Genomic DNA, 26043 nt, shown 5'->3' with positions numbered 1-26043 from the left:
TGCCGGCCCGTCATCGGCACCGTGCCCGGCCCCACCGCCGGGGCCTTGCAGCCGAGCCATTTTCGACGGATGGACGGCGGCGTGTCCGCCCCCACATCATCACCGCGGGGCCGCCCGCACATTCACCATCTACGAGGCACGCCCACCGCCACCGGGGCGGACGGCAACCGCGCCCGCCGGGGAAAGGCCGCCCGCCGGCAGCGATCCCCCCGGCGCACGCATGGCCTCGGCACGCAATTGGGTGCTTGATCTTGGACGTTCTGCTCGTCACCGTGGTTGTGCTGGGCCTCGCCATGAGCGTCGCCTCCGTGGCCTCCGCCGTCCGCAAGATGCTGTGGATGCATCTGCCCAAGGAACCAGCGCGGGCGCGGGTCAGCGTGATCCTGCCGCTGACCGGGGCGGTGCCCCAGCTCGGCGAGCTGGTGCGACTGCTGGCGGAACAGACCCTGCCGCCGCGCCGGCTCATCATCTCGGTGGAATCGGAGGACGACCCGGCCTGCGGCGCGGCCCGCACCATGGTCCAGGACGCACCCTTCCCCATTGAAGTCGTCGTCGCCGGGCCGGCCACCGACCAGGCGCAGAAGTGCCACAACCAGCAGGTGGCCCTCGACCAGATCGACGTGAACGACGACATGATCGCACTCATGGATGGAGACATCCGCCCGAGCATCCATTGGCTGTCGGGACTGGTGGCGCCCATCCTCTATGAGGATTTTCACCTTGTGACCGGCCATCGCTGGCAGCAGGTGACCGCGCCGCGCCTCGGGGCGCATCTGGTGACGGCGGTGGACCGGGCGGTAACGCTCACCCCGCGCCTCGACCGCGACGGCACGCGGGTGGTCTGGGGCGGCAGCATGGCCATTTCGGTGGATTCCGCCGCCCATATGAACCTGCGCGGCAGCCTGGACCATACCCTCTCCGACGACCTCTCCGTGTCCCGCCAGGCCGCCGAGAGCGGGCTCAAGCTGGTGACGCGCGGCTCCATGCTCGTCGCCTCGCCGTCGGACCTGCGCCTTATCCCCGCATGGCGCTTCGCCCGGCGGCAATATCAGATCTGCCACATCTATCGCCCGTGGCTGTGGCGGCTGGCCCTTCTGCTCATCGGCCTCCGGCTCGGCGCCTGGGCGGCTGGGGTCGCTCTGATCGCCACCGCCTCGCCCTTCGCCGAATGGGCGGTCAGCGCGCTTCTCACCTTGTCGGTGCTGGGTTTCGCGAAACAATACCTGGTCGGCGTGGTGGCCGCCTGGGCCGAGGTTCCCGACCCTGCGTCGGTTCGTCTCGGTCAGCTCGCGCTCGGGATCGTGCAACCTGTGGCCGACGCCTTCCATTTCAGCGTCATCCTCGGGGCGGCCTGGACCCGGACCGTGCGATGGGGGCATGTGACCTACGATGTCCAGGGGCCTGATCGCATCCGGGTGAAGAGGAGACGGCCATTCTCACATTGATCCGGGCGTTCGCCGGCACCTTCGGCCGGCTGCCCTTCGCGGCCAAGATCGCCGGCCGCTTTCTGGGCGACCCCATGCTGCTCCTCGGCGGCAAGCCGCTGGTGGGCTGGCAGACCGTGTTCACCTTGCCGTTCCGCCGCATGGCCCTGGTGAGCGACAACGCCACCGCCGAGGCGGTAATGCTGGACCGTGCCGGCAAATTCCCCAAGAGCACCGTGCTCCACGCCTTGCTCAAGCCGCTGATCGGCGAAGGCGTGTTCGGCCAGCCGGGCGGCGACACGGTCAAGGAGACCCGGCGCGTTCTGGCCCGCGCGCTCGCGGCCATCCCGCCCGCGCACATCGCCGAGGTCACCCGGACCCTGACCCAGGAGTACATGGACGGCTGGCTGGCCCGGAAGGGCGCACCGGCCCCGGTGGGCGTGGATCTCTCGCGCCTGACGGTGGACGTGGTGTCGGTGTGCACCATGGGCCGGCGCTTCACCGCTGAGGAATCCCAGCGCTTCACCGACCTGTTCTCCATCTACCACCAGCGCGCCAAGGCCACCTTGCTGCTGCTCGCCCACGCGGACGAGGCGACCCGCGCCCGCATCATCCACGAGCTCGGCCTCGAGGAGATCGGCGCCGAGATGCGCGCCCTCATGCGCGAACGCTTCCTGTCCGCCCCCCTCGGCCGCGACGGCGACGAGGCCATCTTCTCCCGCGCCCTGGCGGATGCCGGATATGCCGCGCCCGGCCACGACGAGCGGGCGCTCGACGAGATCGCGGTGATGCTGCTGGCGGGCCACGAGACCACCGCCTCGACCTTGAGCTGGCTTTGTCATGTGCTCGCCGGCGATTCCGCCCTGCAGGACGCGGCGGCGCAGGCGGTGGCGGCGGCGCCCGGCACACAGGTGGCGGACGACAAATCGGCCCGCTTCGCCGGCGCCACCGGCGAGGACGTGCTCTCGGCGCTGACCCAAGAGGCGCTGCGGCTTTACCCGCCCATCGGCTTCTTCCTGCGCGAGAACAAGGAAGAGGTGGCGCTCGAGAACCGCACCCTGCCCAAGGACAATTTCATCGTGGTGGCGCCGCGCGTGCTGCACCGGCATCGCGCCTATTGGAAGAAGCCCGACACCTTCTGGCCCGAGCGCTGGCTGGAGACGCCGGAGCTGCCGGCCCGCACCGCCTTCATCCCGTTCGGCATGGGCGCGCGGGTGTGTCCGGGCGCGCAATTCGCCAATATCGAGATGGCGGAGATCACCCGGCTGCTGCTCACGCGCCTGCGGTTTGGCTTGACAGCGGGCGCCGAGCCCCTTCCTCTCGGCAACCTGACCTCGCGGCCCGAGCCAGACATCGTGCTCACCGTCACGCCGCGCGCCGCGCCTGCATCATCCGCTCAACGGAGCTGACCTGCTCGTGTCCGACATCCAGACGACCAAGCCCAAGCCGCAGAAGACGAAGCCCGATCCCGCGCTGGCCGGTGCCCTGCCCTGCCCCATCACCGGCCTGCCGCCGGTGCGGCGCATCCAGTCCATGTCGAAGGAACTGGTCCAGGATATCTGGAAGATCGGCCAGGGCGTGGACGTGAGCCACCTGCTCGCGGGCATCGACCGCTTCAGCCTCTACGAATCCCCCACCGGTCTCGTCTATTTCGACCCCATCGTGGTGGGCGACGGCGCCTTCTACGGCAGCTATTACACCAAGTGGGAGGTGCACGACGCCCTCACCTACCGCTCGGACACGCGCGTGGACTTCGTGCACACCGCCAAGCATGTGCCGGCCGGCGCCAAGGTGCTCGACATCGGCTGCGGACCCGGCGTGTTCCGCCGCCACCTGACCCATGCGACCTATGTGGGCCTCGACCCCTACGCCAGCGCCGACGTGGACGACGTGGTGATCCGCGAGACCCTGGAGGAGCACGCGGAAAAGAATCCCGGCGCCTATGACGTGACCTGCGCCTTCCATGTCATCGAGCATGTGCCCGACCCGCGCCGCCATGCGGAGCTGATGGCGAAGCTGGTGAAGCCGGGCGGCCTCGTGGTGCTGGGGGCGCCGCTGTACCCCTCGCCGCTCACCGAGGTGCCCAACTTTCCCCTCAACATTCCCCCCCACCATGTGACCATGTGGAACCCGCAATCCTTCAGCGCCCTCGCCAAGGAATTGGGGCTGGAGGTGGTGGAGGCGACCACGACGCCGCCCTCCCCGCACCAGAACATGTTCTTCTGGATGCACAAGCTCCTGTTCCGCCGCACGGATCAGGCCACGGACCCGCGCATCTACGCCCACCGCTGGTCGTGGCACGCCTCGGTCGCGCTGGCCTATCTGGGCGCGAAGATCGTGAGCCCGTTCCTCTCCATGCCCGCCTCCGCCCGGCCGATCGACGCCTATCTGGTGGCGCGCAAGCCGCTCTGACCGGGGGCGTCAGCCCATCCCGCAGCCCCGGTTTCGCACGGAATGCTTTGGCGCCCCCGATGGTGTATAGGGGCGCCAGCAACGACAGGCGTGAAGGCAAGATGCGGGTTCTGATCACGGGTGGCGCGGGCTTCATCGGCTCCGCGGTGGTGCGATATGTGGTGGGCCTCGGACACGAGGCGCTCACCTTCGACAAGCTGACCTATGCCGGCAACCTCGCCTCCCTGGCGCCGGTGAGCGACAATCCGCGCCATCGCTTCCTCAAGGCCGACATCTGCGATGCCGCCGCGGTGCGGGCGGCGCTCGCCGCATTCAAGCCCGACCTGGTGATGCACCTGGCGGCAGAATCCCATGTGGACCGCTCCATCGACGGGCCGGCGGCCTTCATCACCACCAATGTGGTGGGCACCTTCGCGCTGCTGCAGGAGGTGCTGGACTATTGGCGCGCCCTGCCCGAAGCTCAGAAGGTCGCTTTCCGCTTCCACCACATCTCCACCGACGAGGTATTCGGCTCCCTGGGGCCGGAGGGGCTGTTCCGCGAGGACACCCCCTATGCGCCGAACTCGCCCTATTCGGCCTCGAAGGCGGCGTCCGACCATCTGGTGCGGGCCTGGCACCACACCTATGGCCTGCCGGCGGTCATGTCCAACTGCTCCAATAATTACGGGCCCTACCACTTTCCCGAAAAGCTGATCCCGCTCGTCATCCTCAACGCTCTGGAGGGGGCCGAGCTGCCGGTCTACGGCACCGGCGAGAACGTGCGCGACTGGCTTTATGTGGAGGACCACGCGGAAGCGCTGTTCACCATCGCCACCCGTGGGCGGCCGGGCGAGAGCTACAATGTGGGCGGCGCCAGCGAGCAGCGTAACATCGACGTGGTGCACACCATCTGCGCTGCCCTCGACGCCAAGGTGCCGGACACCGCCGGCCCGCGCGCGCGCCTCATCCGCTTCGTGGCCGACCGGCCGGGGCATGACGCGCGCTATGCCATCGACTTCTCCAAGCTCCATCGCGAGCTTGGCTGGTCGCCGCGCCATTCGTTCGAGGACGGCATCGCCAGCACTGTTCAATGGTACCTCGACAACCGCACCTGGTGGGAGCCGCTGCGGCAGCGCTACCAGGGCCAGCGGCTCGGTCTCACCCCCGTGGAGAAAGCCTCCTGATGCGCATCCTGCTGTTCGGCGCCGGCGGCCAGCTCGGCCGGGAGATCACCGATCTGGCCTCAGGGAAGGAGCTTGAGCTGATCGGGCTCGACCACACCGCCCTCGACATCTGCGATCCGGTGGCGGTGGCGCGCGCCCTGGAGGCGCAGCGGCCGGACGTGGTGGTGAACGCCGCCGCCTATACCGCCGTGGACAAGGCCGAGAGCGAGCCCGAGCACGCCGCGCGCATCAATGCCTTCGCACCCGCGCACATCGCCGAGCGCTGCGAGCGCTACCGCACGCCCCTTGTCCATGTGTCCACCGATTACGTCTTCGACGGCACCAAGCCCGCGCCTTATGTGGAGCAGGACCCGGTGGCGCCGCTGGGCGTCTACGGTCGCACCAAGGCGGCGGGCGAGTCCGCCGTGCGCTCGGCCACCGAGCGCCACGTCATCGTGCGCACCTCGTGGGTCTATGGCGCCCATGGCCACAATTTCCTGAAGACGGTGCTGCGCCTCGCCCGCGAGCGGGACCGCCTGACCATCGTCGCCGACCAGCGCGGCTGCCCCACCGCCACAAGGGACCTTGCCGACGCCCTGCTGACGGCGGCAGCGGCCGCCGCCGGGGGCGACGCCCGTTGGGGCACCTATCATTTCGCTGGAGACGGGGCGACCACCTGGCACGGTTTCGCGGCCGAGATCGTGCGCGTGGCGGGCCCGCGGCTGGGACGGACGCCAGAGGTGGCGCCCATCACCACCGCCGACTATCCCACCCCGGCCAAGCGCCCGGCCAATTCGCAGCTCGCCAGCGACCTGTTCCACCGCACCTTCGGCGTGCGCGCTGCCCCCTGGCAGACGCGGGTGGCCGAGGTGGTGGAGACCCTGCTCGCCGAGCCCCCGGCGGGGGCCTGAAGCGGGGCGGGCGGACACGCCGTCGCACTTTTTCGCATCGCGCGCATCTTGTACGGTGCGGCGCGTTTTTTCCTGATGCGCCCTGAAACCGTCGCCAGCGGGCGAGCCGTTCGGGGCATGCCCTGCCGGATTTTGAGATGAGCAGCAATTTCCTCGAGGAAACCGTCAAGAGTGTCCACCACTGGACGGACCGCCTCTTCACCTTCACCTGTACCCGCGATCCCGGCTTCCGCTTCCTCAACGGGCAATTCACCATGATCGGCCTGATGGTGGACGGTCGCCCGCTGCTGCGCGCTTATTCCATGGCGAGCGCCAATTACGAGGAAGACCTCCAGTTCTTCTCCATCAAGGTGCAGAACGGACCCCTCACCTCGCGCCTCCAGCACCTCAAGGTGGGCGACAAGATCCTCGTCGGCCGCAAGCCCACCGGCACCCTGATCCAGGACAACCTGTTGCCCGGCAAGCGGCTCTATCTGCTGTCCACGGGCACCGGCCTCGCCCCGTTCCTGTCGGTCACCAAGGACCCGGACGCGTACGAGCGTTTCGAGAAGATCATCCTCATCCACGGCACCCGCACGGTGGCCGAGCTGGCCTATGAGGACTTCTTCACCAAGGACCTGCCGAACGATGAATATATCGGCGCGGAGGTGAAGCAGAAGCTCATCTATTACCCCACCGTCACCCGCGAGCCGTTCCGCAACCAGGGCCGGCTGACGGACCTCATGTCCTCCGGCAAGCTCTTTTCCGATATCGGCATGCCCATGATGTCGCCGGAGGAAGACCGCATGATGCTCTGCGGCAGCCCGGCGATGCTGAAGGACACAGTGGCGCTCCTGGAGGCGCGCGGCTTCAAGGAGGGCAGCCAGTCGGAGCCCGGCCATTATGTGATCGAGAAGGCCTTCGTGGAGCGCTGAACGGCGGCCGGCAGCGGACGCCTGGCGCTAGGCCGTCGGGTGACGCCCAGCGCGACGGCCTCTTGCGTTCGCTGATGCGAGACGCCCTAATGCGGTCACGGGTGATCCGCGACGACGCGGGGCCGCCCGCCACGGACGAAGACCCATCGCGGGGCGCGGGACAGATCGAGGCATGTTCGACGCGGTCATCATCGGCGGCGGCCCCGCCGGGGCCTCCTGCGCCCTGTGGCTCAAGATGCTGGGCTTCCGCCCCTGCCTCATCGAGCGGCGCGCGACCCTGGGCGGCTTGCAGAACGACAACCCCTATCCCAACGAATGGATCGCCTCGGCGCCCAACCGCACCGGATACGAGGTGGCGGGCGACATCCACCACCACGTTCTCGCCCATGACATCGTGTGCCGCCTGGGCGAAGGGGTGAGCACGCTTGATGTGATCGATGGCGGGTTCCGCGCCACCACCACCAGCGGCGCCATGGTGTTCGCCCGCGCCGCCGTGCTCGCCACCGGCGTGCGGCCGGTGAAGGGGGGGCTCGCGGCTTCCGACCAGGTGCTCATCGGCCCCGGCCGCACCATGTTCAACGCCGCCTTCGACGGCCAGGAGGTGGCCATTCTCGGGGGCGGCGACAACGCGTTCGAGAACTATATGTTCGTGCGCAAGCGGGGGGCCGCCACGGTGCACATCTATGCCCGCAGCATCCGCGCCCGCCGCGAGTTCCTGGAAAAAGTGCCCGCCAACGACGTGCGCATCGGCCTCTATCATGTGGAGCCGGAACGCCCAGCCGTGGCCGACCGCCGTTACGACCGCCTGGTGGTGCTCTATGGCTGGGAGCCCTATCTGCCCTATGCCGGCCACCTCGACCTTGCCCGCACCGCGCGCGGCTTCGTCGAGACCGATCCCGAGTGCCAGACCTCCATTCCCAACCTTTACGCCATCGGCGAGATCGCCCAGCGCATGCACCCGTGCTGCATCACCTCCATGGCCGACGGGGTGGTGGCGGCCAAGGCTATTCAGCGCAGCCTGGAGCAGGATGCCGTCACCCGTTTCGTGGAACGGGTCCGGGCCAGCCGGTCCGCGGAGGACTAACGGCGCGCCGTCCGGTCATTCGCCCGCCGCGGGGGCAACCTCGGCCATCGGCGAAGGCGTGACAGCGGCCCGGATCGGGCGGAGCGGCGCCGCCAGCGCGGCGGCCACCTCCGGCCGGCGCATCAACGCCGCCGCCGCCTCATAGATATCGCCAGGATCGCTCGCCGGCGCCTGGGACACCTCGGCCACCACCCGCGAGGGACGCGGCGACAACACCACGATGCGATCCGCCAGGCGCACCGCCTCGGCCAGATCGTGGGTGACGAACAGCACCGCCGTGCCCGCCCGCTCCACCTCCCGCCGCACCAGGGCCTGAAGCTCCTGCCGCAAGCCCACGTCGAGCGCGGAAAACGGCTCATCCATCAACACCAGATCCGGCGCCACCGCCAGGGCGCGGGCAATGGCCACCCGCTGCTGCATGCCACCGGAAAGGGCGGCGGGCCGCTTGCCGAGATCGCACTCCGAAAAGCCGAACCGGGTCAGAATATCGGCCGCCGTCGCATGCCGCTCCGCCCGCGCGTCGCCGCGCGCCTTCAGGCCGAAGGCCGCATTGTCCCGCGCATCGGCCCAGGGCAGCAGCCGCGGCTCCTGGAACACCATGCTCGCATTGGCAAACCCATTGCGCAGGGTGCCGGCGCTCGGCTGCTCGGTGCCGGCGGCGAGACGCAGCAAGGTGGTCTTGCCACAGCCCGAGCGGCCGATCAGCACCACCAGTTCGCCCGCACGCACCTCAAGGTCGATCTGGTCGAGCACCACCCCATCGGCAAAGGCGAGCCGGACGCCGTTGAAACTCAACATGGCTCAGCCTCCCGCCATCGGCACCGCCGCCGCCGCGCTGGTGCGGGCCGCGAGCCAGCCGCGCAGGGGCGCCAGCAGCACCGCATCCGCCAGCAGCAGGAATGCCACCACCAGCACGATCCAGGCCATGGTTTCGGCGAGATCAAGATAAGCCCGCGCATTGGCGATGCCGCCGCCCACCCCGTCCGATCCGCTGAGCACCTCGGCCATCACCGCCACCTTGAAGGAAAACGCCAACGCGGTGGCGAACGCGGGCACCAGATGGTCGGCGAGCGCCGGCAGGATCAGGTCGGTGGCCTGCTGCCAGACCGGCGCACGATAGACACGCGCCATCTCCTGAAGCCGTGGATCACGGCTGCGCACCCCCTGGAGCGCGGCGAGGAACACGATCGGCGCGGCGGTGACCGCCACCGTGAAGGCCGGTGCCCCGCCGCCCGGCCCGAACCACAGCAGCGCCAGCACCACCCAGGCGATGGGCGGCGTGCCAAGAATCATGATGAGCACCGGCGCGGCCATGGCGCCCACCGGCATCACCAGCCCGCCCGCGAACCCCAGCACCAGCCCGGCGGCGCCCCCCACCACGAAGCCGCCGAGCGCATGGCTCGCGGTTGCCGCCAGGGCCGGCAGCGCCAACCCCTCCGCGAACAGCCGCCACAGCGCCCGCGCCGTGTCCTGGAGCGAGGGCAGTACGAACGGCCCAAGGGCGTAGAAGCCCCATTGCCAGGCCGCCAGAAGCCCGAGCACACCCAGCGTGCCCCAGCCCCAGCGCGCCACCCTGCCCCCGAAGGGCGATGCGGAGGCCGATACGCTCATGCCGCCCGCCTCACATGTCGAGATAGAAATCGTCCGGCGGCAGCTTCCCGCCGAGAGCGTCCGGCTGCATGGACAAGATGGTCTCATAGAAGGCGACAAGGCCGGGCTTCAGCGCCTTCGCGCCGGTGGCGACCACGTTGAAATGATCGAGTGAGGCGGCGAAGATGGGGGCCTTCATGCCCATCTTCTCCTGAGCCAGCTCACCGGCGGCGGCGGTGTTGGCCAGCACCCAGTCCTTGGCGGGCACGAGGCCGGTGCGCAGGGCCGCGATCACCTCCGGATTGTCCTCGATCAGCTTCTCGTGCACGGCGATGCCGGCCATGGGCAGGCCCAGGCCGTTGTGCTGATCGCGCCATACCGTCTGAAGGTTCACGGCGCGGTAGAGGCTCTTGCCGGCCTGCTTGGCCATCATGATGGCGGCGGTAGCGGGCGGCTCCGACAGGACGGCGGTGGTCACGCGCCCGGCGACGAGCATCTGCGCCGCCTCCATGGGCGTCTGCACATAGGTGAGCTTCACATCCTTGTCGGGGTCCATGCCCGCCCCTTTCAGGCAGGCGCGGAACACGAGGTCCGGCATGTCGTTGCGGAAGAATCCGAGCACGTCCTTGCCGGCGAGGTCCTTCAGATCCTTGATGCTGTCGTCGGCGCTCACCACCGTGAGATGCCCCATGGAGAGAATGCAGAACAGCTTCAGCGGTAGCCCGCGATTGGCGAGGTTGGCGGGCACATGGGTGGGGGTGGTGAACAGGCGGGTGCGGTCGGAGACGATGGCGGCCCTCAGGTCGTCCGTGTCGCGCCACAGCCGGAAAGTGGAGCCGGGGGCGGCGGCATTCAGCCCGCCAGAGGCCAAAAGGCGCACCAGCACGATGGTGGAGCCGTTCGGCGCCCCGAGAATCTCAAGCCCCTCCGCCGGCTTGGCGAAGGCCCGCGACAGGCCGCCCGCGCCCATCGCGGCAAGGCCGGACGCGGCGAAGGCGCTGAGCATCTGCCGGCGCGAAAGCAATCCACTCATGAAACCGTCCCCCTGCAAACCCGCCCGAACCGGAGCATATGCTATATCCTTACCGATATAACACGAGCCGTCCGCGGACTTCACGCCCGCACCGACCGGCACGATGTCGCGGCCGGGCGCCGCAACCCTGCGACCCGCCGCCGGCCCGGCAGGCGGGTGGCGTTTTGGACGGCAAGATGGCAGCATCCACCGGTCTCAATGACGATGGGGGAAACGCGATGCTGGCCAATCCGATGCGGCTGTTGATCCTGCTGGCCGCCCTGTTGCCGGCATCCGTTTCGGCGGCGGCGGCGCAGACCTTGGACAAGGTGGCCTCCAGCCAGACCTTTCGCATCGGCTATCGCCATTTCGCCCCGCCCTATTCCTATTCGACCGCCGATGGTCAGCCCGCCGGCTACATCGTGGACCTGTGCCGGGAGGTGGCCACCGGGGTGGGCAAGGCGCTCAAGCTGCCCCGGCTGAACATCGAATATGTGAAGGTGACCGCCGAGGACCGCTTCCAGGCGGTGCGCGACGGGCGGGTGGACATCCTGTGCGAACCCTCGTCCATGACCATGTCGCGGCGCGCCATGGTGGATTTTTCGCTGCCCACCTTCATCGATGGCGCCGGCGTCGTCACCCGCGGCGCGCCGGTGAAGGGCCTGGAAGACCTCGCCGGGCGCAAGGTGGGTGTGCTGAAGGGCACCACCACCGAGGAAACCCTGCGGACCACCCTCGGACAGATGCACGTCAGCGCCGATGTGGTGGCCGTCAACGATCACCCCGAGGGGCTCAAGATGCTGGCGGAGGGCAAGCTCGACGCCTATTTCGGCGATCGCGGCATCCTCTATTACCTCATCACCAACAGCCCCTATGCCGGCAAGCTGGCGCTTTCGGACCAGTATTTCACCTTCGAGACCTACGCCCTGGCGCTGCCGCGCGGCGATCAGGCGTTCCGCCTGCTGGTGGACACCACTTTGGCCGACCTGTACCGCACCGAGCGCATCCGCGACATCTATGCCCGCACCTTCGGCAAGTTCCCGCCCGACCAGTTCCTCAACGCCCTGTTCGTCATCAACGGCGTGCCGCGATAGCGCGGGCGGTGCCTCAGGCTTGAAATGCCCTTGCGACACCGACTTCCTTGCGTCGTGCAATCGTGCCAGGAAGGGGCCGAACCTCTTCCCCACATGAATTGCCATACGGATTGCCCATGAACGGTCTGGAAGCTGAAGGCTTGCTCTCCGCCTGGTCCTTTGACGGCAAGGGCGCCGCCACCCCCATCGGCTGGACCGAGATCCTGAGCAATCCGGCGCCGGCGGAGGGTTTCCTGTGGCTCCACTTCCGCCACCTGGAACGCGCGCCGCAGAAATGGCTGCGTGAGAGCTCGGGCATCGACCCCTCCGCCATCGAAGCGCTGGTGGAAGCGGAGGCGCGGCCGCGCTGCGCGGTGTTCGCCGATGGCGCCCTGCTCTCGCTGCGCGGCATCAACCTGCAACGCAATGCGCTACCGGAAGAGCTTATCACCGTCCACCTGTGGATCGACACCAAGCGAATCATCTCGGTGCAGCACGAATCGCTGTCCGCCATCGGCGATTACGAGGACATGCTGAGGCGCGGCCGCTGCCCACGCACCCAGGGCGAGTTCGTAGCCGAGCTCGCCATGCGCCTGGTGGACCGGCTGGACGCCGTGGTGAACAGCCTGATCGACGAGGCCGACGACCTGGAAGACTCTGTCGCCAAGGAGGAAAGCTCGGTCCTGCTGCCCAAGGTGGCGGTATTGCGCCGGGTGGCCATCAAATTGCGCCGCCACATCGCCCCCCAGCGCGAGGCCCTCAACCACTTCTCCCTCGAAGACGACGACTGGCTCGGCCCCAAGGATCGTAACCGCTTGCGCGACGCCGCCGACCGTGTGACGCGTTTCACCGAAGAGCTCGACAGCGTGCGCGAGCGCGCCGCCGTCATCCGCGACCAGATGGTGGACCGCCGCTCCGAGCAGATGAACCAATCCATGCTCGTGCTGGCGGTGGTGACGGTGGTGTTCGCCCCGCTCACCCTCATCTCCGGCATGTTCGGCATGAATGTGGGCGGCATTCCCGGATCCCAGGATGGCGAAGGCTTCTGGATCGTCACCGTGATCCTGATCGCCCTGGGCCTGTTCTTCCTGTGGGCCTTCCGCCGCCTGCGCTGGATCTGAAGGCCGGCCCCGCCGCAGGCCGCGCCACATCGGGTCCAAAGGCATCCGTCGAGGGCTGGCCCGTCGGCGCGGTCGCCGCCGGGACCGGGAGCGCCGACATCACTCCTGCCCCGCCGGCGCAAATGAAAGGCCGGGTGCGGTGCGCCACCCGGCCTTCACAACCCACGACACCGCCCCGGCGACCGCGTCTTCACTGTCCGGAGGCGAACACGCTCGGAAAGGGGCGCCCGCGCACGTCGAACACGCGGGCGTAAGTGACGCCGTCGCGCTCGATCTTCACCAGCACCGGCGCCTTCACCTCGGCGCAATAGAACTCGCCGAGCGCCAGATAGAAATCGGCGGTCTGGCTGTCATAGGTCGTTTCATAGCGCGGACCGAGCTCCGCCGCCGCGGCGAACCGCGGCCCGCAGACCGCCACCCGGAGCTTGCGCCCCTGCGGCAGGCTATGGCGATGGGATTCCACATATTCGTCCAGCTCCTCGGTGGCCTGCTTGAAGGCAAGGCCCCAATAATCGAGCATGAACATCTTCTCGGCGCCCTTGATGCCGCCGACGAAATGATTGTAATAGGTATATTCATACGGGTGAAGCTGATAGAAGCTGGCCGCCGGCAGCAGGACGCCCACCGCGAACACCGCCGCGAGAACGCTGCGCACCGCAACCACGCGTCCCGCGCGCACCCAGGAACTCACCTTGTCCCAGCCCCATCCGGCCGCGAGGCCGCCGAGGATGGCCAGCGAGGGCGAGATGAACACGAAATGGCGGATGCCGTTGTAGACCACCGGCCGGGTGGTCACCACCAGCAGGATCGGAAACAGGGCTGCCATCAGCACCACGATGAGGCGCGCGCGCCGGGCCGGCGTGTCCCGGCCCGCGAACACCGCCACCAAAGCAGCAGCCGCGCCCGCCAGGGTGAGGCCCAGGAACAGTTCCGGCATCTGCACCGAAAACAGCGTCGGCACATAGCTGCGCGGCATGTCCGGCACCAGGATCGGGCGCCCCTCGAACATCTCGCGCCACGGAACTTCCCAGAACTTGGAATAATATTTCAGCGCATACGAGGGGTTGGCGGGGTCCGCCACGCCCCAGGGCCACACCACGCCGAGCACGAAATAGGCCAGCGGCAAGCCGAGCGACAGCAGGAGGACGAACCGCCCCACCTGCGACGCGCTGGCCTTCAGGCCATCGTGGCGCCAGATGACCAGGAACAGAAAGCCGATCGCCGTGACGATATAAATCCCGGTCATGATGCCGACCACGCGCGTGCCCACGGCCAGACCCAGGAAAAGGCCGAACAGCGTCACCGAACGGGGCGTCGGGCTGGGAAACTCGTCGAACGCCCGCACCGTGGCATAGATCAATCCCGCCACCGCCACCGCGAACGGCGCGTCTTTGGCGTTCATGAACATGTGCCCGTAATAGAGCGGGCAGATGGCCAGCAGGGCGATGGCGGCGAAGCCCGCCACCGGTCCCGCGAGGCGGCGCGAGATACGCCACACGAGCACGAAGCCCGCCATTCCGACCACGCCGCCGAGGAAGCGGCGGATGTCGAACACGTCCACCGGCAACACCTTTGCCAGCATGTCCGACAACAGGTCGAAGCCGCCGCCATAATAGTACAGGTTGACGAAGGAAAAGACTTTCCGTTGCGTCATCCCCGACGCGAAATATTTATACAGAAGATCGCCGTATTGCGAATGGGTGAAGTCGTCCCACCCGAGCCCGTAATCGGCGAAGGTCAGGGCGGCGATCGCCGCGAGCAGCAGCAGCAGAGCGATGGAGCAGGCATCGGCGATCGCGCCCGGCCGCCGGCTGTCAGGCAAACTCCACATGAACGCAGGACCCCAAACGAAAAACAGAAAGGAGCGCCCATCCGCCACCCTGCCCCGCACGACGGCACCAGGAGACGGCGCCCCCAGCACCCCACGGAGGACAAGGCCGCGAACGCAGCCGCAGATAAGAACGGCTACCTTGGAACTGCAACAAGATTATGCCGATGAAGGCCACAATTAAGGCATTTTAGACATGGCGTAACGTTAGCCGCACGTTTTGTAAAAGAATATTCGCGCCGCTAAAACGGTAGCTGGCAAAAAAATAGCCACGCTCCCGCGCGGCGTCCCACATCGCGACCAGACTTAAGACCCCGAACGGAAAGGACCGCTCCGCCCCGAAGGCCGGACCGGTCCCCTCCGGCATTTTGTCCGAAAATCAGACTGCCTTGCTATACAGCTCGGCCACATAGTCCCAGTTGACCAGGTGGTCGATGAACGCCTTCAGATAGTCAGGGCGGCGGTTACGATAATCGATATAATAAGAATGTTCCCACACGTCGACGCCGAGGATGGGGGTCGCGCCGTGGATCAGCGGGTTCTCGCCATTGGGGGTCTTGGAGACCTCAAGCTTGCCGTCCTTGAGGGAAAGCCAAGCCCAGCCCGAGCCGAACTGGCCGACGCCCGCGGCGATGAAATCTTCCTTGAACTTTTCGACCGAACCGATGTCCTCGATGATCTTCTTCTCGATCTCACCGGGGATGGCGCCACCGCCGTTCGGCTTCAGCCAATTCCAGAAATGGAGGTGGTTATAGTGCTGACCAGCATTGTTGAAGAGCCCGGGAACCTTGCCGTAGGAACCCTTCACGACCTCCTCAAGGGATTTTCCTTCAAATTCAGTTCCCTTTAGGAGATTGTTGCCATTATTAACATAAGCGAGATGGTGCTTGTCGTGGTGGTACTCCAGGGTCTCACGCGACATGTAGGGCGCGAGCGCATCATAGGAATAAGGCAGGTCGGGCAGGGTAAAGGACATGAAACATCTCCGCAAACGATCCGGCACGAAACTCGGCGCCAGATCGCAGGTCCCAACCTGAGGCCGGGAGATGCGGAGCGACCGAGCTGCGAACTAGATAGGGCGGGGTCGTGCGCCAAACAACCACGATCTCGCCAATTTTCTGGGTGCGCCGCCACCGAGGCGTCACATCCAGGCGGATAGCTCAATGGGGCAACCGGCCGTCGGTCTCTCGCGAACGGACGACGCCGGTACAGCGGAGTGGGGTAGCGGGATGTGGTGGTTTCTAGTCCTTCTCGGCATACTGATCGCGCTCGCCGGACTTTTTGTCATTGCGATCGGAATCTTCGTCTTCGTCACCACCTTCGGGAACACGCTCATCACCACTGGTGCGGTAGCGGCTTCCGGCGGCCTCGTCATCACCGCCATGGGCCTCGTGCTGCGCCAGATGGAACGCCTGTCCCAGCGCATCGAGACCGCCATCGGCCGCGGGCAATTGGTGCGTGAGCCGGCGGAGGAGATCCCGGTGGACGAGATCCCCGCGGATGCGGAGGAGCCGGCCCCGCGCCGACACGGCCGTGTGGACCAGCCAGCCCCCGCCAGCGATGCGCCGCGGCCGGATGACGCGCCGCAGAATGCCTCCGAAGCCGAGCCCCAGCCGGAAAACGAGGCGCGACAGCCGCCCCAGGTCCGCCGGCAGGGTGGATTCGACTTCAGCCACCGGCCATCCCGCGAGCCGGCTCCGCTGACGCCCTCGGCGCCGCAGCCACAGACGGAAGCGCCGGCGGAACAGGCCCCAGCCCCGCAAGCGCCGGTGCCGCCCGGAGCACCGCAGTCGCCGCCGGCCGAGGACCCGATGGTCAGGGCCCGCCGCGAACGGCTGAAGCGGCGCGCCGAAGCGGCCGCCAGGCAGGACGGCGCTCCAGCACCGGCCCGGCCGCGCCCCGGCCTGGACGTTCCGCCGCGGGCGCAACGCCCTGAGGAGCCGCAGCCACAGCAGCCGCCTCAGCCACAGCTTCCCAGCGCCACGCCAGCGCCGGAGCCGGAAGTCGTCGCCCCCCTCCCCGACGAGCCGCGCATCCTGAAGTCAGGCATCGTCGGCGGCATGGCCTATACCCTGTATTCCGACGGCTCGATCCAGGCGGAGCTTCCCGACGGCGTGGTGCGCTTTGCCTCCCTTCAGGAGCTGCGCGACCACGTGGCGCGGGCCCAGCAGATGCGCTGACATCGATCGCCCCGGTCTTTGACCGGTGCCAAGCGGGTATCCCATGGCTCCGCTCAGGCACCGATCAGGTTGACCCAAAGGCCCGCGGCTCAAACCCATGGGCCTTTGGGATGCTCCGCCAAGGGCGCGCGCCGGGCAGGGCGCATCCTGTGGGGAAGCCGGAACCCGCCCATAAAAAAGCCGGGGCGCGCGGCCCCGGCCTTCGAAATGTCTTGGATGCCGCGCCTTGGATGCCGCGCCTTGGACCGCAGTGTTCGGATGCAGCCGGGGCGGCGCCGACTCAGTCCTTGGGATTGAGGGCTGCTTCGGCGGCGGCGGCGAAGCCGTTGAGGGAAATCGGCACCGCGATGCGCTTGTGGGCGCCGTCCACGAATTCCAGCCGGCCGGGGCCCTTGGCCGCCTTGAGGGCGGAAAGCTGATCGGCCTTCAGCTCCGCATCCGCGAAGCAGCCCCGCGGACAGGTGGAAAAGGCGGCAGCAATGCCGCTCTGCGCCTTCTCGTCGAGATAGAGCGTCGTGCCCGGCGGCAGGAATACCCCGGCCGGAAGCTGCACGATGAGGTGCACCGGCTGGTCCTTGGCCGGGCGGCCCACCACCACCTGCGCCAGGAGGCCCTGCTGGCCCTGGGCCTGGACACCCGTCACCGCCTCGCAGACGCGCGGGGCCTGGGGCTGTGGCACCACGCAACGCACCACCCAGTCGCCATAGGTGGCGGTGGTAGCCTGCGGGTTGCCGGCGTCGGCCGTAGCCGCAGGGGCAGCAGAAGCCGGCGCCGTCGCTGCGGGCTTCTTGGCCTGCGCGGCAGCGGGCGTGCCGGTGGCCTGGGCGAAGGCCGTACCGCAGCCCGTCACCAGGGGGAGGCTCAGCGCCGCCGCCAGGAGCGGGACCAGGACCGGGCGGCGACGGGATTCGGAAAGACGAACGGGAGAGGCCATCGAAGGAAACCTCGGATCAAGGCAGGATGACACGATGCGGTGCATCGGCGGAACGCGGGGACGTCACGGCTCCGGCGGGACATCCGACACCGCATCCATCGCCTGCGGTCACCGCGCCGAAATCGCCGCAGGTCCGCATCGAGGAGCACATGTCGAAACCGGCTTCGGTACCGCCGGGCGTGGTATCGACCGATTGATCGAGGCGAGCTAGCACGTTTAGGTTGTATTTTACACCTGCGCGCCGCTTTCCGCGACAGATCTTGGCCGCATCCGCCCGCGGACCGGACCTTCCGGGACAGACGGGGCGCCGTGAAGCCGCGTGAAGAAGCCGCAGGAACATGATTTCGGAAAATGGTTCTGGAACGTGGTGCGGACGACGGGACTCGAACCCGTACTCCCAGAGGGAGGCAGATTTTCGTACCACTTCGGCTTTCGCCGCCGCCCCTGGCGTTCGTGGTCTGGACTGTCCCTTCGCCATGGCCCCGTTTGCCTGTGGCAACGGGGCTTTAGGCGCCGCCCGTCCAGTCTCTACACCTTCCCCCGGCCGGGCACAGGTCTCGGCCGGCGGCTTGGCTCGGGATTGGCCTGGGGCCTTCGCCCGTTAGCGTTCCCCGACTTTGAGCGGTTCTACGCCGCGGATTTCCCCGCGGGCACTCCAATTGAAGTCTGCTGCGTCTACCGATTTCGCCACGTCCGCGTCGCCACCAGCCCCGGCACGATACGCCCACGCGCCCGCCGTGCCCACGCCCGCACCGATCAGGGCTGGGGATAAGCCGACACGTCCGCGGCGGCCAGGGACACCGATTCGCCGCAACCGCAGGAAGACACCTGATTCGGATTATTGAACACAAACTGCGCGGACATTTTGTCCACCTGAAAGTCCATCTCCGTTCCGAGCAGGAACATCAGCGCCTTGGAATCGATCACAACGCGCACCCCCTTGTCCTCGACGACGGTATCCAACGGCCCGATGTCATTGGTATACTCCATTGTATAGGACATGCCGGCGCAGCCGCCGCTGGCGACGCCGAGTCGGACCAGCTCTCCGGGCCGTTCGGCAATGGACAGAAGCTCCTTCAGACGCGTGGCGGCCGCGTCGGTGATGCGGAGTATCGGTGGACGTGAACGTGTGGCCCCCGGCGGCGGAGAAACGTCGCTCATGAAATTGCTCCAGTCCGCGTCCCTCGGCTGGGGACGCTGCTGTGCCCTTAAGTGGTGGCTGGGACCGGAGCCGGCAAGGCACCGGATCCCGCTCATTGGACCATAGGCCATCGTATGTCACCGCGCAGCGCGCGGCCGGATCGGCAACAGGGAGCCTGCGCTGCATTGTTTTGCCATCGACTGACCCATCATCGCCCGTTCCGATCGAGAGTTTGAGTTCGAGATGTTCATTCGCAGTCAAAACCTGGCCCTGACGATCGCCTATGTGGTCACCGCAGGCACTTGGCTGCTCGTTCCGGATGCGTTGCTCTCCCGCCTTATCGGACCGGACGTGGCGACGGCGATCAGCCCCTATCGCAATGCCCTTTTCGTCGCCTTCTCGGCGCCGCTGCTGCTGCTGATCCTGCGGCGCATCAACCGCGGTGGGGCGCGTGGCCGCAGGTTCACGCCCAGGCTCGTGCACGTCGCCATCGCCACGCTGGCTCTGAGCATCGCCGTGGTGGCCGGCATCGCCTATACCTACGACACCGCCTCGCGGCGCCTGCTCAATGACAACCGCCGCTATCTGTCCGGAGTGACAGAGGTACAGGGCCGCACATTGCTGCGGCAACGCGATCTGCGAACCACCGCCACCCAGGCGCTCGCCGCCCTTCCCGCGCTGTCCGCCGCCATCCGCGACCATGAGATCGGCCGCGCCGGCCCCGCCGAAGGCGAGGCGCGCACCCTGCTGCAACAGGCCACCGTCAGCTTCGACTTCTCCGCGTTCCAGGTCTTCGACGCCGGCGGACGGCGGATCCTCGGCACCGCGAAGGGCTGGGCCGCGCCACCGAATCTGCCCGACATCCTGCGCCAGGTGGTCGAGACGCGGCGCCCCGCGTTCGTGCCGCTCTGGGATGCCGGCAACGACGATATCCGCAGCGGCATTCTCGCCCCCATCGTCGATGCCGCCGACAAGACGGGCTCCGTCCAAGGCGTTCTGCTGGCGGAAACAGCGGCGTCGCAATTCATCTACCCGCTGTTGGCGGACACCTTGCGCGGCTCAAAGAGCGCCGACATCTTCTTCATCCGCCCCGCCGCCGATGGACGCTGGGTCATCACCTCGCCGCAGAGGGGCGACGGCGCGGCGCCCTTGCGGACCACCATCAACGCGCGCAGCTATGACTTCGCCGCCACGCCCAACGGCAGCCAGATGGGAATCGGAACCGACCACCTCGGCCGCCCGGTGCTCGCATTCCGGCGCCACCTGCCGGGCACGCCCGCCGATCTCGTCGCGAAGATCGATATCGACGAAGTGCTGGGCGATGCCCAGACCCTCGCCGGCTTGTCCGCGGCGGTGGCGGGGCTGTCCCTGGTGCTCGCGTTCGCCATCGGCTTTGCCGTCACCGAATCCGCCAAGCGGCGGGCGACGGCGCGCATCATGGCCCAGGCACGCGCGCTCGATCACGCGGAGATCCGCTTCCGCTCCACCTTCGAGCAGGCGGCCGTCGGCCTCGCCCATGTCGGCCTGGACGACACATTCCTCAACGTCAATCAGACCTTCTGCGACCTGCTCGGCTACACCAAGGCCGAGTTGTGGGGCCACCTTTACGGCGCGGTGCGCCGGCCCGACGAACGGGCCGACGACATTCGCCTGTGGCGTGCCCTGCTCACCGGCGAGGTGCCGAACGTGCAGACGGAACAGCGCCACACCCGCAAGGACGGCTCGGAAGTCTGGCTCGCCTGCACCACATCCCTCGCCCGGACCGCCAAGGGCACGCCGGACTACTTCATCGTCGTCGCCCAGGACATGTCGGAGTGCCGGGCACAGGAACTGGCCCTGCTCGAAAGCCAGGAGCGTTTCGAGCTCGCCGTGCGCAGCACCGAGCAGGGCGTCTGGGACTGGCGCCGCAGCGGGGCGGCGCTCTATCTCTCCACCCGCTGCCACGCGCTGCTGGGCTTGTCGCCCGATGCCCCGATCGACCTCGCCCGTCTGTGGTGCGACCTGCTGCATCCCGAGGATCGCCCCCTGTTCCGTCAGGCCTGGCACAGCCTGCGCAACGCTGGCCTTGACCTGCTCGAAGTGGATGTGCGCATCCGTCACGTCGACGGCTCCTATCACGACTTCCGGCTCCGCGGCTGGGCCAAGCGTGACCGGAACGGCATGGTCGAAAGGCTGGTCGGGATGCTCGCCGACGTGACTGAGAGCAAGCGCAGCGAACGCCATCTGCGCCTCACCGCGGCCGTCTTCGCCAACTCGAACGAGGGACTGGTAGTCACCGACCTCAGCGGAACCATCTCCACCGTCAACCCCGCATTCACCCGCATCACCGGCTATACGGAAACCGAAGTGGCGGGGCGAAACATGCATGTCATGCGGTCGGGCCGCCACGACGCGAGCTTCTATCACCAGATGTGGCGTGACATTCAGAAGAATGGCATCTGGCAAGGTGAGATCTGGAACCGGCGCAAGAATGGAGAAGTGTTTCTACAGCAGCTCGTCATCAGCACGGTGTATGACGCCGATGGCGCGCCCCAGAACTTCATCGGCGCCTTCCACGACATCACTGCGATCAGGCGGTCCGAGTTCGAGCTGGACCGCATCGCCCACTACGATCCGCTCACCGATCTGCCCAACCGGACCCTGCTTTCCTCCCTCCTCGACCATGCCGTAAACCGCCCCGGCGCCCGCTGCGCCGTGCTGTGCGTCGACCTCGATCGCTTCAAGACGGTGAACGAAAGCTACGGTCATGTGGCCGGTGACCAGGTGCTCCAGATGTCAGCCGCCCGCATGCGTAACGTCCTTGGCGGCAACGGCACCCTCGGCCGCTACGGGGCCGACGAATTCCTCGTCATCCTCGACGAGAGGAAGAGTCCCCAGGACGCAACCGCAACCGCAACCGCCATCATCACCGCGCTCGGCGCGCCCTATGTGTTTCCGGACGGCCATGAAGTCTATGTGGGCGCGAGCGTCGGCATCTCGCTTTACCCGGAGGATGCCGACACCGCCCAGAAGCTGGTGCAGCATGCCAATTCGGCCCTGTTCGAGGCCAAGAGCAACGGGCGCGGCAGCTACAGTTTCTATACCCAGGAGCTCACCCAAAGCGCCAAGTCCCGCATCGAGCTGGAGACCGAGCTGCGCCGCGCCTTGGCGCGCAAGGAGTTCGAGATCCATTATCAGCCGTGCGTGGAGCTGATGACGGGGCATATCCGGGGCGTCGAAGCCCTGGTGCGCTGGCGCAGCCCGACGCGCGGGCTGGTGCCACCCGACCGCTTCATCCCGTTTGCCGAAGAGACCGGCCTTATCGTCCCGCTGGGCGACTGGGTGCTGGAGGAAGCCTGCCGCCAAATGGCGGCCTGGCTCCGCGACGGCATCGTCTGCGACTATGTGGCCGTCAATCTCTCGCCCCGCCAATTCAGCCGCGAGGCCATCTGCGTCAAGGTCACCGAAGTGCTGCACCGGACCGGCCTGCCGCCCGAGCGGCTGGAGGTGGAGATCACCGAGGGCATGCTGTTCGAAGCGCGCGCGGCCGCCGAGCAGAAGTGCCAAGCCCTCTCCCAGATGGGGGTGCGCATCGCCCTGGATGATTTCGGCACCGGCTATTCCTCGCTCGGCTACCTGAAGCGCTTTCCGATCTCCAAGCTCAAGATCGACCGCAGCTTCATCCGCGATCTGCCACGCTCCGCGGCGGACGGCGAGATCACGGTCGCCATCATCGCCGTGGCGAAGGCCCTCGGCATGGAGGTGGTGGCCGAGGGCATCGAAACGAAAGAGCAATATGACTTCCTGCGGCGCCACGCGTGCGACCTCGGACAGGGCTTCCTGTTCAGCCGCCCGCTGATGGTGGCCGACATCGAGGCCCGTTTCCCCGACAAGCAGGTGGCATTGGAAGCACTGACCTCCCTGGAAACGGCCGCCACGTCGTGATGGCGGGCCCCATCGCGGCCACGGCCCCTTGCCGTAGCGGGGGGAGCGAGGGCGGGAGTGATCGAGACGCCCCCGCGAGCCGATGACGGCCCGCGGGCCACCACCAGTCAAGAAAACCTCATGGCCCGGCGGCCGGAACCCGAAGGCTCTGGGTTGCGGCGTGACGGCACGATCATGAACGCAGATCCCGCGCGGTTTCCCGCCGGGTCGATGACGCCCCAAGCGCGCGAAAGGGCGCCTCCGGGGCGCCCTTCATCCACGGCACAGGAGGAAGACCGCCCGCCGCCCCGTCGGCCGAAGCGCGGTGCGGCGGGCGCAGCGGCACGCATCGCGCTTCACGCCCATGAAGGCTTCACGCCCATGAAGACCCGTCTCCAGCACGCGCGGCGGCAGACGGCCGGCGCGGCGGCCTCACCACAGGTTCAAGGTGGCGCGCGCCTCGTCCGACATGCGGCCCTGGTCCCACGGCGGATCGAAGGTGATCTCCACCTTCGCGCCGGACACGCCGGGCACCGCCAGGATCGCGCTTTCCACCATGCCCGGCAGCTCGGCGGCGGCGGGGCAATTGGGGGTGGTCAGGGTCATCAGAATCGCAACCGCGCGATCGTCGGCGATGTCCACCTTGTAGATGAGGCCAAGCTCGTAGATGTCCACGGGAATCTCGGGATCGAACACCGTCTTCAGGCCATCCACAATCGCCTCGGTCAGGCGCGTCAGCTCATCCTGCGGGATGCTGGAATGGCTCTGCGGCAGGGCCCCGGTGTCCTGAGCGGTCTCGGGGGTGGCCTGGGGAGTGGCCTCGTGGGCCTGGGTCTCGGTCATGCGAACACATCCTGTGCCATGGGCCGGGCGCCGGAATGGCGGTTTTCCAAATGTGGGACCAGATGTCGAACTTTGGTGTAACGGCCTCGGGCACCACGGCCTTGGGAGTCAGGCACCGGGCGCCCGCCCCTGCCGCCGCACACCGAAACGTCGGCGTGCTGCACCGCAAGACCGGGAGCCGCCTTCCATATCAGCCCAAACGGCCGTGCATGCAACGCCTTCACACCGCCCGCGCCTTGTGGCCGCACCTGCGCCCGGCACCGCGCCTAGAGCGTTTTCGGTGGACTCCGGTTCACCGAAAACGCTCTAGCTCCTTATTTTATCGCAATTTCAGACGCAAAACCGCTGCACACTTTTGCTGAAACTGCTCTAGCCGCGGGCCGCGAGCCATGCCGCCATGCGGGCAACCAGCACCTCGCGCACGGCCGGATCGGCCACATGCTCCACCGCTTCCCCGACAAAGGCCTGGATCAACACCATCTCCGCCTCGCGCTGCGGCAGGCCCCGCGACATGAGATAGAATAGCATCTTGCCGTCGAGCGCGCCGACCGTGGCGCCGTGGCCGCATTGTACATCGTCGGCGAAGATTTCCAGCTCGGGCTTGTTGTCCATCTCCGCGTCGCCCGAGAGCAGCAGGGCCTGGCTCATCATGCGGCCATCGGTCTTCTGCGCATCCGGACGCACCAGGATCTTGCCCTGGAACACGCCGCGGGCGGCATCGGCCAGCACCGTTTTGAACAGCTCCCGGCTGTCGCACCCCCCCACGGCGTGGTCCACGAACAAGGTCACGTCCGCATGGCAGCGGCCGGCGAGCAGGCTTGCTCCGCGCACGCCCATATGGCTGCCGGGCCCGCCGAAGCGCCCACGCACGGTCAGCCGCGACAAGGCCGCGCCCAGGGTCAGCACGAACAGGTCGTAGCGCGCGGCGCGGCCCAGCTCGATCCCCAGCGTGCCGAGATGGGTCGCCGCCGCCCCTTCCGCCTGAACCCGCACATGGTCCAGCACCGCGCCGTCGCCCGCGAACACGTCCGCCACAGCGTCGTCGAGGTAAGGCACGCCGGCCGGCCCCTCGAAACTCTCGATGAGGGAGAGGGATGCCCCCTCCTCCACCACCACCAGGAGGCGCGTGAAAACGGATGTCCCGCCCGTGACCACCTGGGCCACCTGGATCGGCCGCTCCACCGTCACACCCGCCGCCACATGCAACACCACGCCCGATCCGAGCAGGGCGGTGTTGAGCGCCAGCGCGGCGTCGTACCGGTCCGGCGCCTCCGCCCCGAGCCGATCGAGCAACGGATGATCGGCGGCGATGGCATCGGCGAGGGACAGAAGGCTCACCCCCGGCGGCAGATCCGCCGGCAGCGGTCCCACTGTCCCATCGGTGAGGGTGACGCGCGCCGCGCGCGGAAAGGCGATCGCCTCGGCCGGCGCGGCATCGCCAGGGGCGCGCGGCGGAGCCGCCCGCAGCAAGGCCCTGAGATCCGTATAGTGCCACGCCTCGACCCGCCGGTGAGGCAGCCCGTTCCGGAGGAAGGCTGCGGCCGCGTCGCGGCGCAGCGCGCCGATGCGGCTGGAGCCGTCGGCCGGCGCCGCCGCCAGCATCGCGGCGAAGGCCTGTTCGGCGGCGGTGCGCACGGGGCGCGGATCGGCTTGCGGTTCTGTGGTCATGGCGGCGACCTCACGCGGCGTCCGCGCCATAGGCGGCATAGCCGGTCTCCTCCAGCTCCAGCGCCAGTTCCTTGCCGCCCGTGCGCACGATGCGGCCCTGGTGCATCACATGAATCACGTCCGGCACGATATGGTCGAGCAGGCGCTGGTAATGGGTGATGACCAGCATGGAGCGCTCAGGCGAGCGCAGCGCGTTCACGCCCTCCGACACCACCTTCAGCGCGTCGATGTCGAGCCCGGAATCCGCTTCGTCGAGAATGCACAGCTTGGGCTCCAGCAGCGCCATCTGGAGCACCTCGTTGCGCTTCTTCTCGCCACCGGAGAAGCCGACATTGACCCCGCGCCGCAGCATCTCCTGGGAGATCCCGAGCGGCGGTGCCTTCTCCTTGATGAGGCGCAGGAAGTCCGGGGTGGAGATCTCGGCCTCGCCACGGGTGCGCCGCTGGGCGTTGAGGGCGGCCCGCAGGAAGGTCATGTTGGCGACGCCGGGCACCTCGACCGGGTATTGGAACGCGAGGAACACCCCGGCCGCCGCCCGCTCGCTCGCCGTCAGCGCCAGCAGATCGCGACCGTCGAACATGACCGAGCCCGCCGTCACCTCGTAATCTTCCTTGCCCGAAAGCACATAGGACAAGGTGGACTTGCCGGAGCCGTTGGGACCCATGATGGCGTGCACCTCGCCCGCGGGCACGGTGAGGTTGAGCCCCTTGATGATTTCCTTGTCGCCGATGCGGGCGTGCAGGTTTCTGATGTCGAGCATGTCTCAAAGTCCTTGATGCCGTTTTCACGCGGGGGGCGCCCTGGCGCCATCGCTTCCGCGGTCCGCCGCCCGCTCCGGGCGGCAACATGGGTTGGGACCTAGG

At 67.7% G+C, this 26043-nt stretch carries 21 protein-coding genes; 11 read left to right on the top strand and 10 right to left on the bottom strand.

The genetic code is table 11. The annotated features are described in order from the left end of the window. Positions 1-251: 251 nt before the first annotated feature. The 7 genes from HUW53_RS05440 (at position 252) to HUW53_RS05410 (ending at position 7887) form a co-directional block, all read left to right on the top strand. On the top strand, positions 252-1445 hold the full coding sequence (locus HUW53_RS05440) for a glycosyltransferase family 2 protein (protein WP_237344740.1): 1194 nt from the start codon (positions 252-254) through the stop codon (positions 1443-1445). After that, the gene (locus HUW53_RS05435) at positions 1442-2833 is read left to right on the top strand and encodes a cytochrome P450 (RefSeq protein ID WP_237344739.1); all 1392 of its coding nucleotides are present in this window, start codon (positions 1442-1444) and stop codon (positions 2831-2833) included. The genes HUW53_RS05440 and HUW53_RS05435 overlap by 4 nt, the downstream gene beginning before the upstream one ends. Positions 2834-2840: 7 nt before the next feature. Next, positions 2841-3836 carry a class I SAM-dependent methyltransferase gene (locus HUW53_RS05430; protein ID WP_237344738.1) on the top strand — a complete coding sequence of 332 codons (996 nt, stop codon included), beginning with the start codon at positions 2841-2843 and terminating at the stop codon, positions 3834-3836. 101 nt (positions 3837-3937) lie between these two features. Beyond that, positions 3938-4999 carry a dTDP-glucose 4,6-dehydratase gene (gene rfbB, locus HUW53_RS05425; protein ID WP_237344737.1) on the top strand — a complete coding sequence of 354 codons (1062 nt, stop codon included), beginning with the start codon at positions 3938-3940 and terminating at the stop codon, positions 4997-4999. Next, on the top strand, positions 4999-5889 hold the full coding sequence (rfbD, locus tag HUW53_RS05420) for a dTDP-4-dehydrorhamnose reductase (RefSeq protein WP_307500038.1): 891 nt from the start codon (positions 4999-5001) through the stop codon (positions 5887-5889). Before rfbB ends, rfbD begins: the two co-directional genes overlap by 1 nt. Positions 5890-6026: 137 nt before the next feature. Further along, entirely contained in the window at positions 6027-6803 is a 777-nt protein-coding gene (locus HUW53_RS05415) for a ferredoxin--NADP reductase (RefSeq protein ID WP_237344736.1), read from the top strand. A gap of 172 nt (positions 6804-6975) precedes the next feature. Then, positions 6976-7887, top strand: coding sequence for an NAD(P)/FAD-dependent oxidoreductase (locus HUW53_RS05410; protein ID WP_237344735.1), 912 nt, complete (start codon positions 6976-6978; stop codon positions 7885-7887). 15 nt (positions 7888-7902) lie between these two features. Here HUW53_RS05410 and HUW53_RS05405 read toward each other — a convergent pair whose 3' ends face one another. The 3 genes from HUW53_RS05405 to HUW53_RS05395 are packed head-to-tail and all read right to left on the bottom strand — an operon-like array spanning position 7903 to position 10510. Further along, complete coding sequence (locus HUW53_RS05405; RefSeq protein ID WP_237344734.1) at positions 7903-8685, bottom strand: ABC transporter ATP-binding protein; 783 nt, start codon at positions 8683-8685, stop codon at positions 7903-7905. A 3-nt stretch (positions 8686-8688) separates the two neighbouring features. Continuing rightward, positions 8689-9498 (bottom strand): ABC transporter permease, encoded by an 810-nt coding sequence (locus HUW53_RS05400; RefSeq protein ID WP_237344733.1) that lies wholly within the window; start codon positions 9496-9498, stop codon positions 8689-8691. 10 nt (positions 9499-9508) lie between these two features. Then, on the bottom strand, positions 9509-10510 hold the full coding sequence (locus HUW53_RS05395; RefSeq protein ID WP_237344732.1) for an ABC transporter substrate-binding protein: 1002 nt from the start codon (positions 10508-10510) through the stop codon (positions 9509-9511). Between the two features lie 176 nt (positions 10511-10686). Between HUW53_RS05395 and HUW53_RS05390 the strand changes: the two genes are divergently transcribed. Together HUW53_RS05390 and HUW53_RS05385 are read left to right on the top strand one after the other, a co-directional pair. Beyond that, entirely contained in the window at positions 10687-11583 is an 897-nt protein-coding gene (locus HUW53_RS05390; RefSeq protein ID WP_237344731.1) for an amino acid ABC transporter substrate-binding protein, read from the top strand. Between the two features lie 116 nt (positions 11584-11699). Next, on the top strand, positions 11700-12683 hold the full coding sequence (locus tag HUW53_RS05385) for a zinc transporter ZntB (protein ID WP_237344730.1): 984 nt from the start codon (positions 11700-11702) through the stop codon (positions 12681-12683). A gap of 190 nt (positions 12684-12873) precedes the next feature. Here HUW53_RS05385 and HUW53_RS05380 read toward each other — a convergent pair whose 3' ends face one another. Together HUW53_RS05380 and HUW53_RS05375 are read right to left on the bottom strand one after the other, a co-directional pair. Continuing rightward, positions 12874-14514, bottom strand: coding sequence for an ArnT family glycosyltransferase (locus HUW53_RS05380; RefSeq protein ID WP_237344729.1), 1641 nt, complete (start codon positions 14512-14514; stop codon positions 12874-12876). 376 nt (positions 14515-14890) lie between these two features. Beyond that, entirely contained in the window at positions 14891-15487 is a 597-nt protein-coding gene (locus HUW53_RS05375; protein ID WP_237344728.1) for a superoxide dismutase, read from the bottom strand. A 253-nt stretch (positions 15488-15740) separates the two neighbouring features. On the opposite strand from HUW53_RS05375, the gene HUW53_RS05370 reads away from it, so the two are divergent. Then, positions 15741-16691 carry a hypothetical protein gene (locus HUW53_RS05370; RefSeq protein WP_237344727.1) on the top strand — a complete coding sequence of 317 codons (951 nt, stop codon included), beginning with the start codon at positions 15741-15743 and terminating at the stop codon, positions 16689-16691. A gap of 280 nt (positions 16692-16971) precedes the next feature. Here the strand turns inward: HUW53_RS05370 and HUW53_RS05365 are convergent, their stop codons facing one another. Both HUW53_RS05365 and HUW53_RS05360 read right to left on the bottom strand, forming a co-directional pair. Beyond that, positions 16972-17625, bottom strand: coding sequence for an invasion associated locus B family protein (locus HUW53_RS05365; protein ID WP_237344726.1), 654 nt, complete (start codon positions 17623-17625; stop codon positions 16972-16974). Positions 17626-18381: 756 nt separating this feature from the next. Beyond that, the gene (locus HUW53_RS05360) at positions 18382-18786 is read right to left on the bottom strand and encodes a HesB/IscA family protein (RefSeq protein WP_237344725.1); all 405 of its coding nucleotides are present in this window, start codon (positions 18784-18786) and stop codon (positions 18382-18384) included. 223 nt (positions 18787-19009) lie between these two features. On the opposite strand from HUW53_RS05360, the gene HUW53_RS05355 reads away from it, so the two are divergent. Further along, positions 19010-22690, top strand: a complete 3681-nt coding sequence (locus tag HUW53_RS05355; RefSeq protein WP_237344724.1) for a sensor domain-containing protein — start codon at positions 19010-19012, stop codon at positions 22688-22690. 411 nt (positions 22691-23101) lie between these two features. On the opposite strand, the gene HUW53_RS05350 is transcribed toward HUW53_RS05355, so the two are convergent. The 3 genes from HUW53_RS05350 to sufC all read right to left on the bottom strand — a co-directional run bounded on the left by HUW53_RS05350 (position 23102) and on the right by sufC (position 25940). Further along, positions 23102-23512 (bottom strand): SUF system Fe-S cluster assembly protein, encoded by a 411-nt coding sequence (locus HUW53_RS05350; protein ID WP_237344723.1) that lies wholly within the window; start codon positions 23510-23512, stop codon positions 23102-23104. A 369-nt stretch (positions 23513-23881) separates the two neighbouring features. Further along, positions 23882-25180: a Fe-S cluster assembly protein SufD gene (gene sufD / locus HUW53_RS05345; RefSeq protein WP_237344722.1), complete on the bottom strand. Its 1299-nt coding sequence runs from the start codon at positions 25178-25180 to the stop codon at positions 23882-23884. A 10-nt stretch (positions 25181-25190) separates the two neighbouring features. Further along, positions 25191-25940, bottom strand: a complete 750-nt coding sequence (sufC, locus tag HUW53_RS05340; protein ID WP_237344721.1) for a Fe-S cluster assembly ATPase SufC — start codon at positions 25938-25940, stop codon at positions 25191-25193. Positions 25941-26043: the final 103 nt, after the last annotated feature.

Origin of the sequence: Xanthobacter agilis, assembly GCF_021730435.1 — a bacterium.
Taxonomy (GTDB): domain Bacteria; phylum Pseudomonadota; class Alphaproteobacteria; order Rhizobiales; family Xanthobacteraceae; genus Xanthobacter; species Xanthobacter agilis.
The sequence above is the reverse complement of the archived record's forward strand: the minus strand, read 5'-3'. Positions and strand labels throughout refer to the sequence as shown.

Excerpts from the sequence above, each read along its gene's own strand:
- rfbB (WP_237344737.1), top strand. The coding sequence starts at position 3,938 with ATGCGGGTTCTGATCACGGGTGGCGCGGGCTTCATCGGCTCCGCGGTG.
- rfbD (WP_307500038.1), top strand. The coding sequence starts at position 4,999 with ATGCGCATCCTGCTGTTCGGCGCCGGCGGCCAGCTCGGCCGGGAGATC.
- HUW53_RS05415 (WP_237344736.1), top strand. The coding sequence starts at position 6,027 with ATGAGCAGCAATTTCCTCGAGGAAACCGTCAAGAGTGTCCACCACTGG.
- HUW53_RS05410 (WP_237344735.1), top strand. The coding sequence starts at position 6,976 with ATGTTCGACGCGGTCATCATCGGCGGCGGCCCCGCCGGGGCCTCCTGC.
- HUW53_RS05405 (WP_237344734.1), bottom strand. The coding sequence starts at position 8,685 with ATGTTGAGTTTCAACGGCGTCCGGCTCGCCTTTGCCGATGGGGTGGTG.
- HUW53_RS05400 (WP_237344733.1), bottom strand. The coding sequence starts at position 9,498 with ATGAGCGTATCGGCCTCCGCATCGCCCTTCGGGGGCAGGGTGGCGCGC.
- HUW53_RS05395 (WP_237344732.1), bottom strand. The coding sequence starts at position 10,510 with ATGAGTGGATTGCTTTCGCGCCGGCAGATGCTCAGCGCCTTCGCCGCG.
- HUW53_RS05390 (WP_237344731.1), top strand. The coding sequence starts at position 10,687 with ATGGCAGCATCCACCGGTCTCAATGACGATGGGGGAAACGCGATGCTG.
- HUW53_RS05385 (WP_237344730.1), top strand. The coding sequence starts at position 11,700 with ATGAACGGTCTGGAAGCTGAAGGCTTGCTCTCCGCCTGGTCCTTTGAC.
- HUW53_RS05380 (WP_237344729.1), bottom strand. The coding sequence starts at position 14,514 with ATGTGGAGTTTGCCTGACAGCCGGCGGCCGGGCGCGATCGCCGATGCC.
- HUW53_RS05375 (WP_237344728.1), bottom strand. The coding sequence starts at position 15,487 with ATGTCCTTTACCCTGCCCGACCTGCCTTATTCCTATGATGCGCTCGCG.
- HUW53_RS05370 (WP_237344727.1), top strand. The coding sequence starts at position 15,741 with ATGTGGTGGTTTCTAGTCCTTCTCGGCATACTGATCGCGCTCGCCGGA.
- HUW53_RS05365 (WP_237344726.1), bottom strand. The coding sequence starts at position 17,625 with ATGGCCTCTCCCGTTCGTCTTTCCGAATCCCGTCGCCGCCCGGTCCTG.
- HUW53_RS05360 (WP_237344725.1), bottom strand. The coding sequence starts at position 18,786 with ATGAGCGACGTTTCTCCGCCGCCGGGGGCCACACGTTCACGTCCACCG.
- HUW53_RS05355 (WP_237344724.1), top strand. The coding sequence starts at position 19,010 with ATGTTCATTCGCAGTCAAAACCTGGCCCTGACGATCGCCTATGTGGTC.
- HUW53_RS05350 (WP_237344723.1), bottom strand. The coding sequence starts at position 23,512 with ATGACCGAGACCCAGGCCCACGAGGCCACTCCCCAGGCCACCCCCGAG.
- sufD (WP_237344722.1), bottom strand. The coding sequence starts at position 25,180 with ATGACCACAGAACCGCAAGCCGATCCGCGCCCCGTGCGCACCGCCGCC.
- sufC (WP_237344721.1), bottom strand. The coding sequence starts at position 25,940 with ATGCTCGACATCAGAAACCTGCACGCCCGCATCGGCGACAAGGAAATC.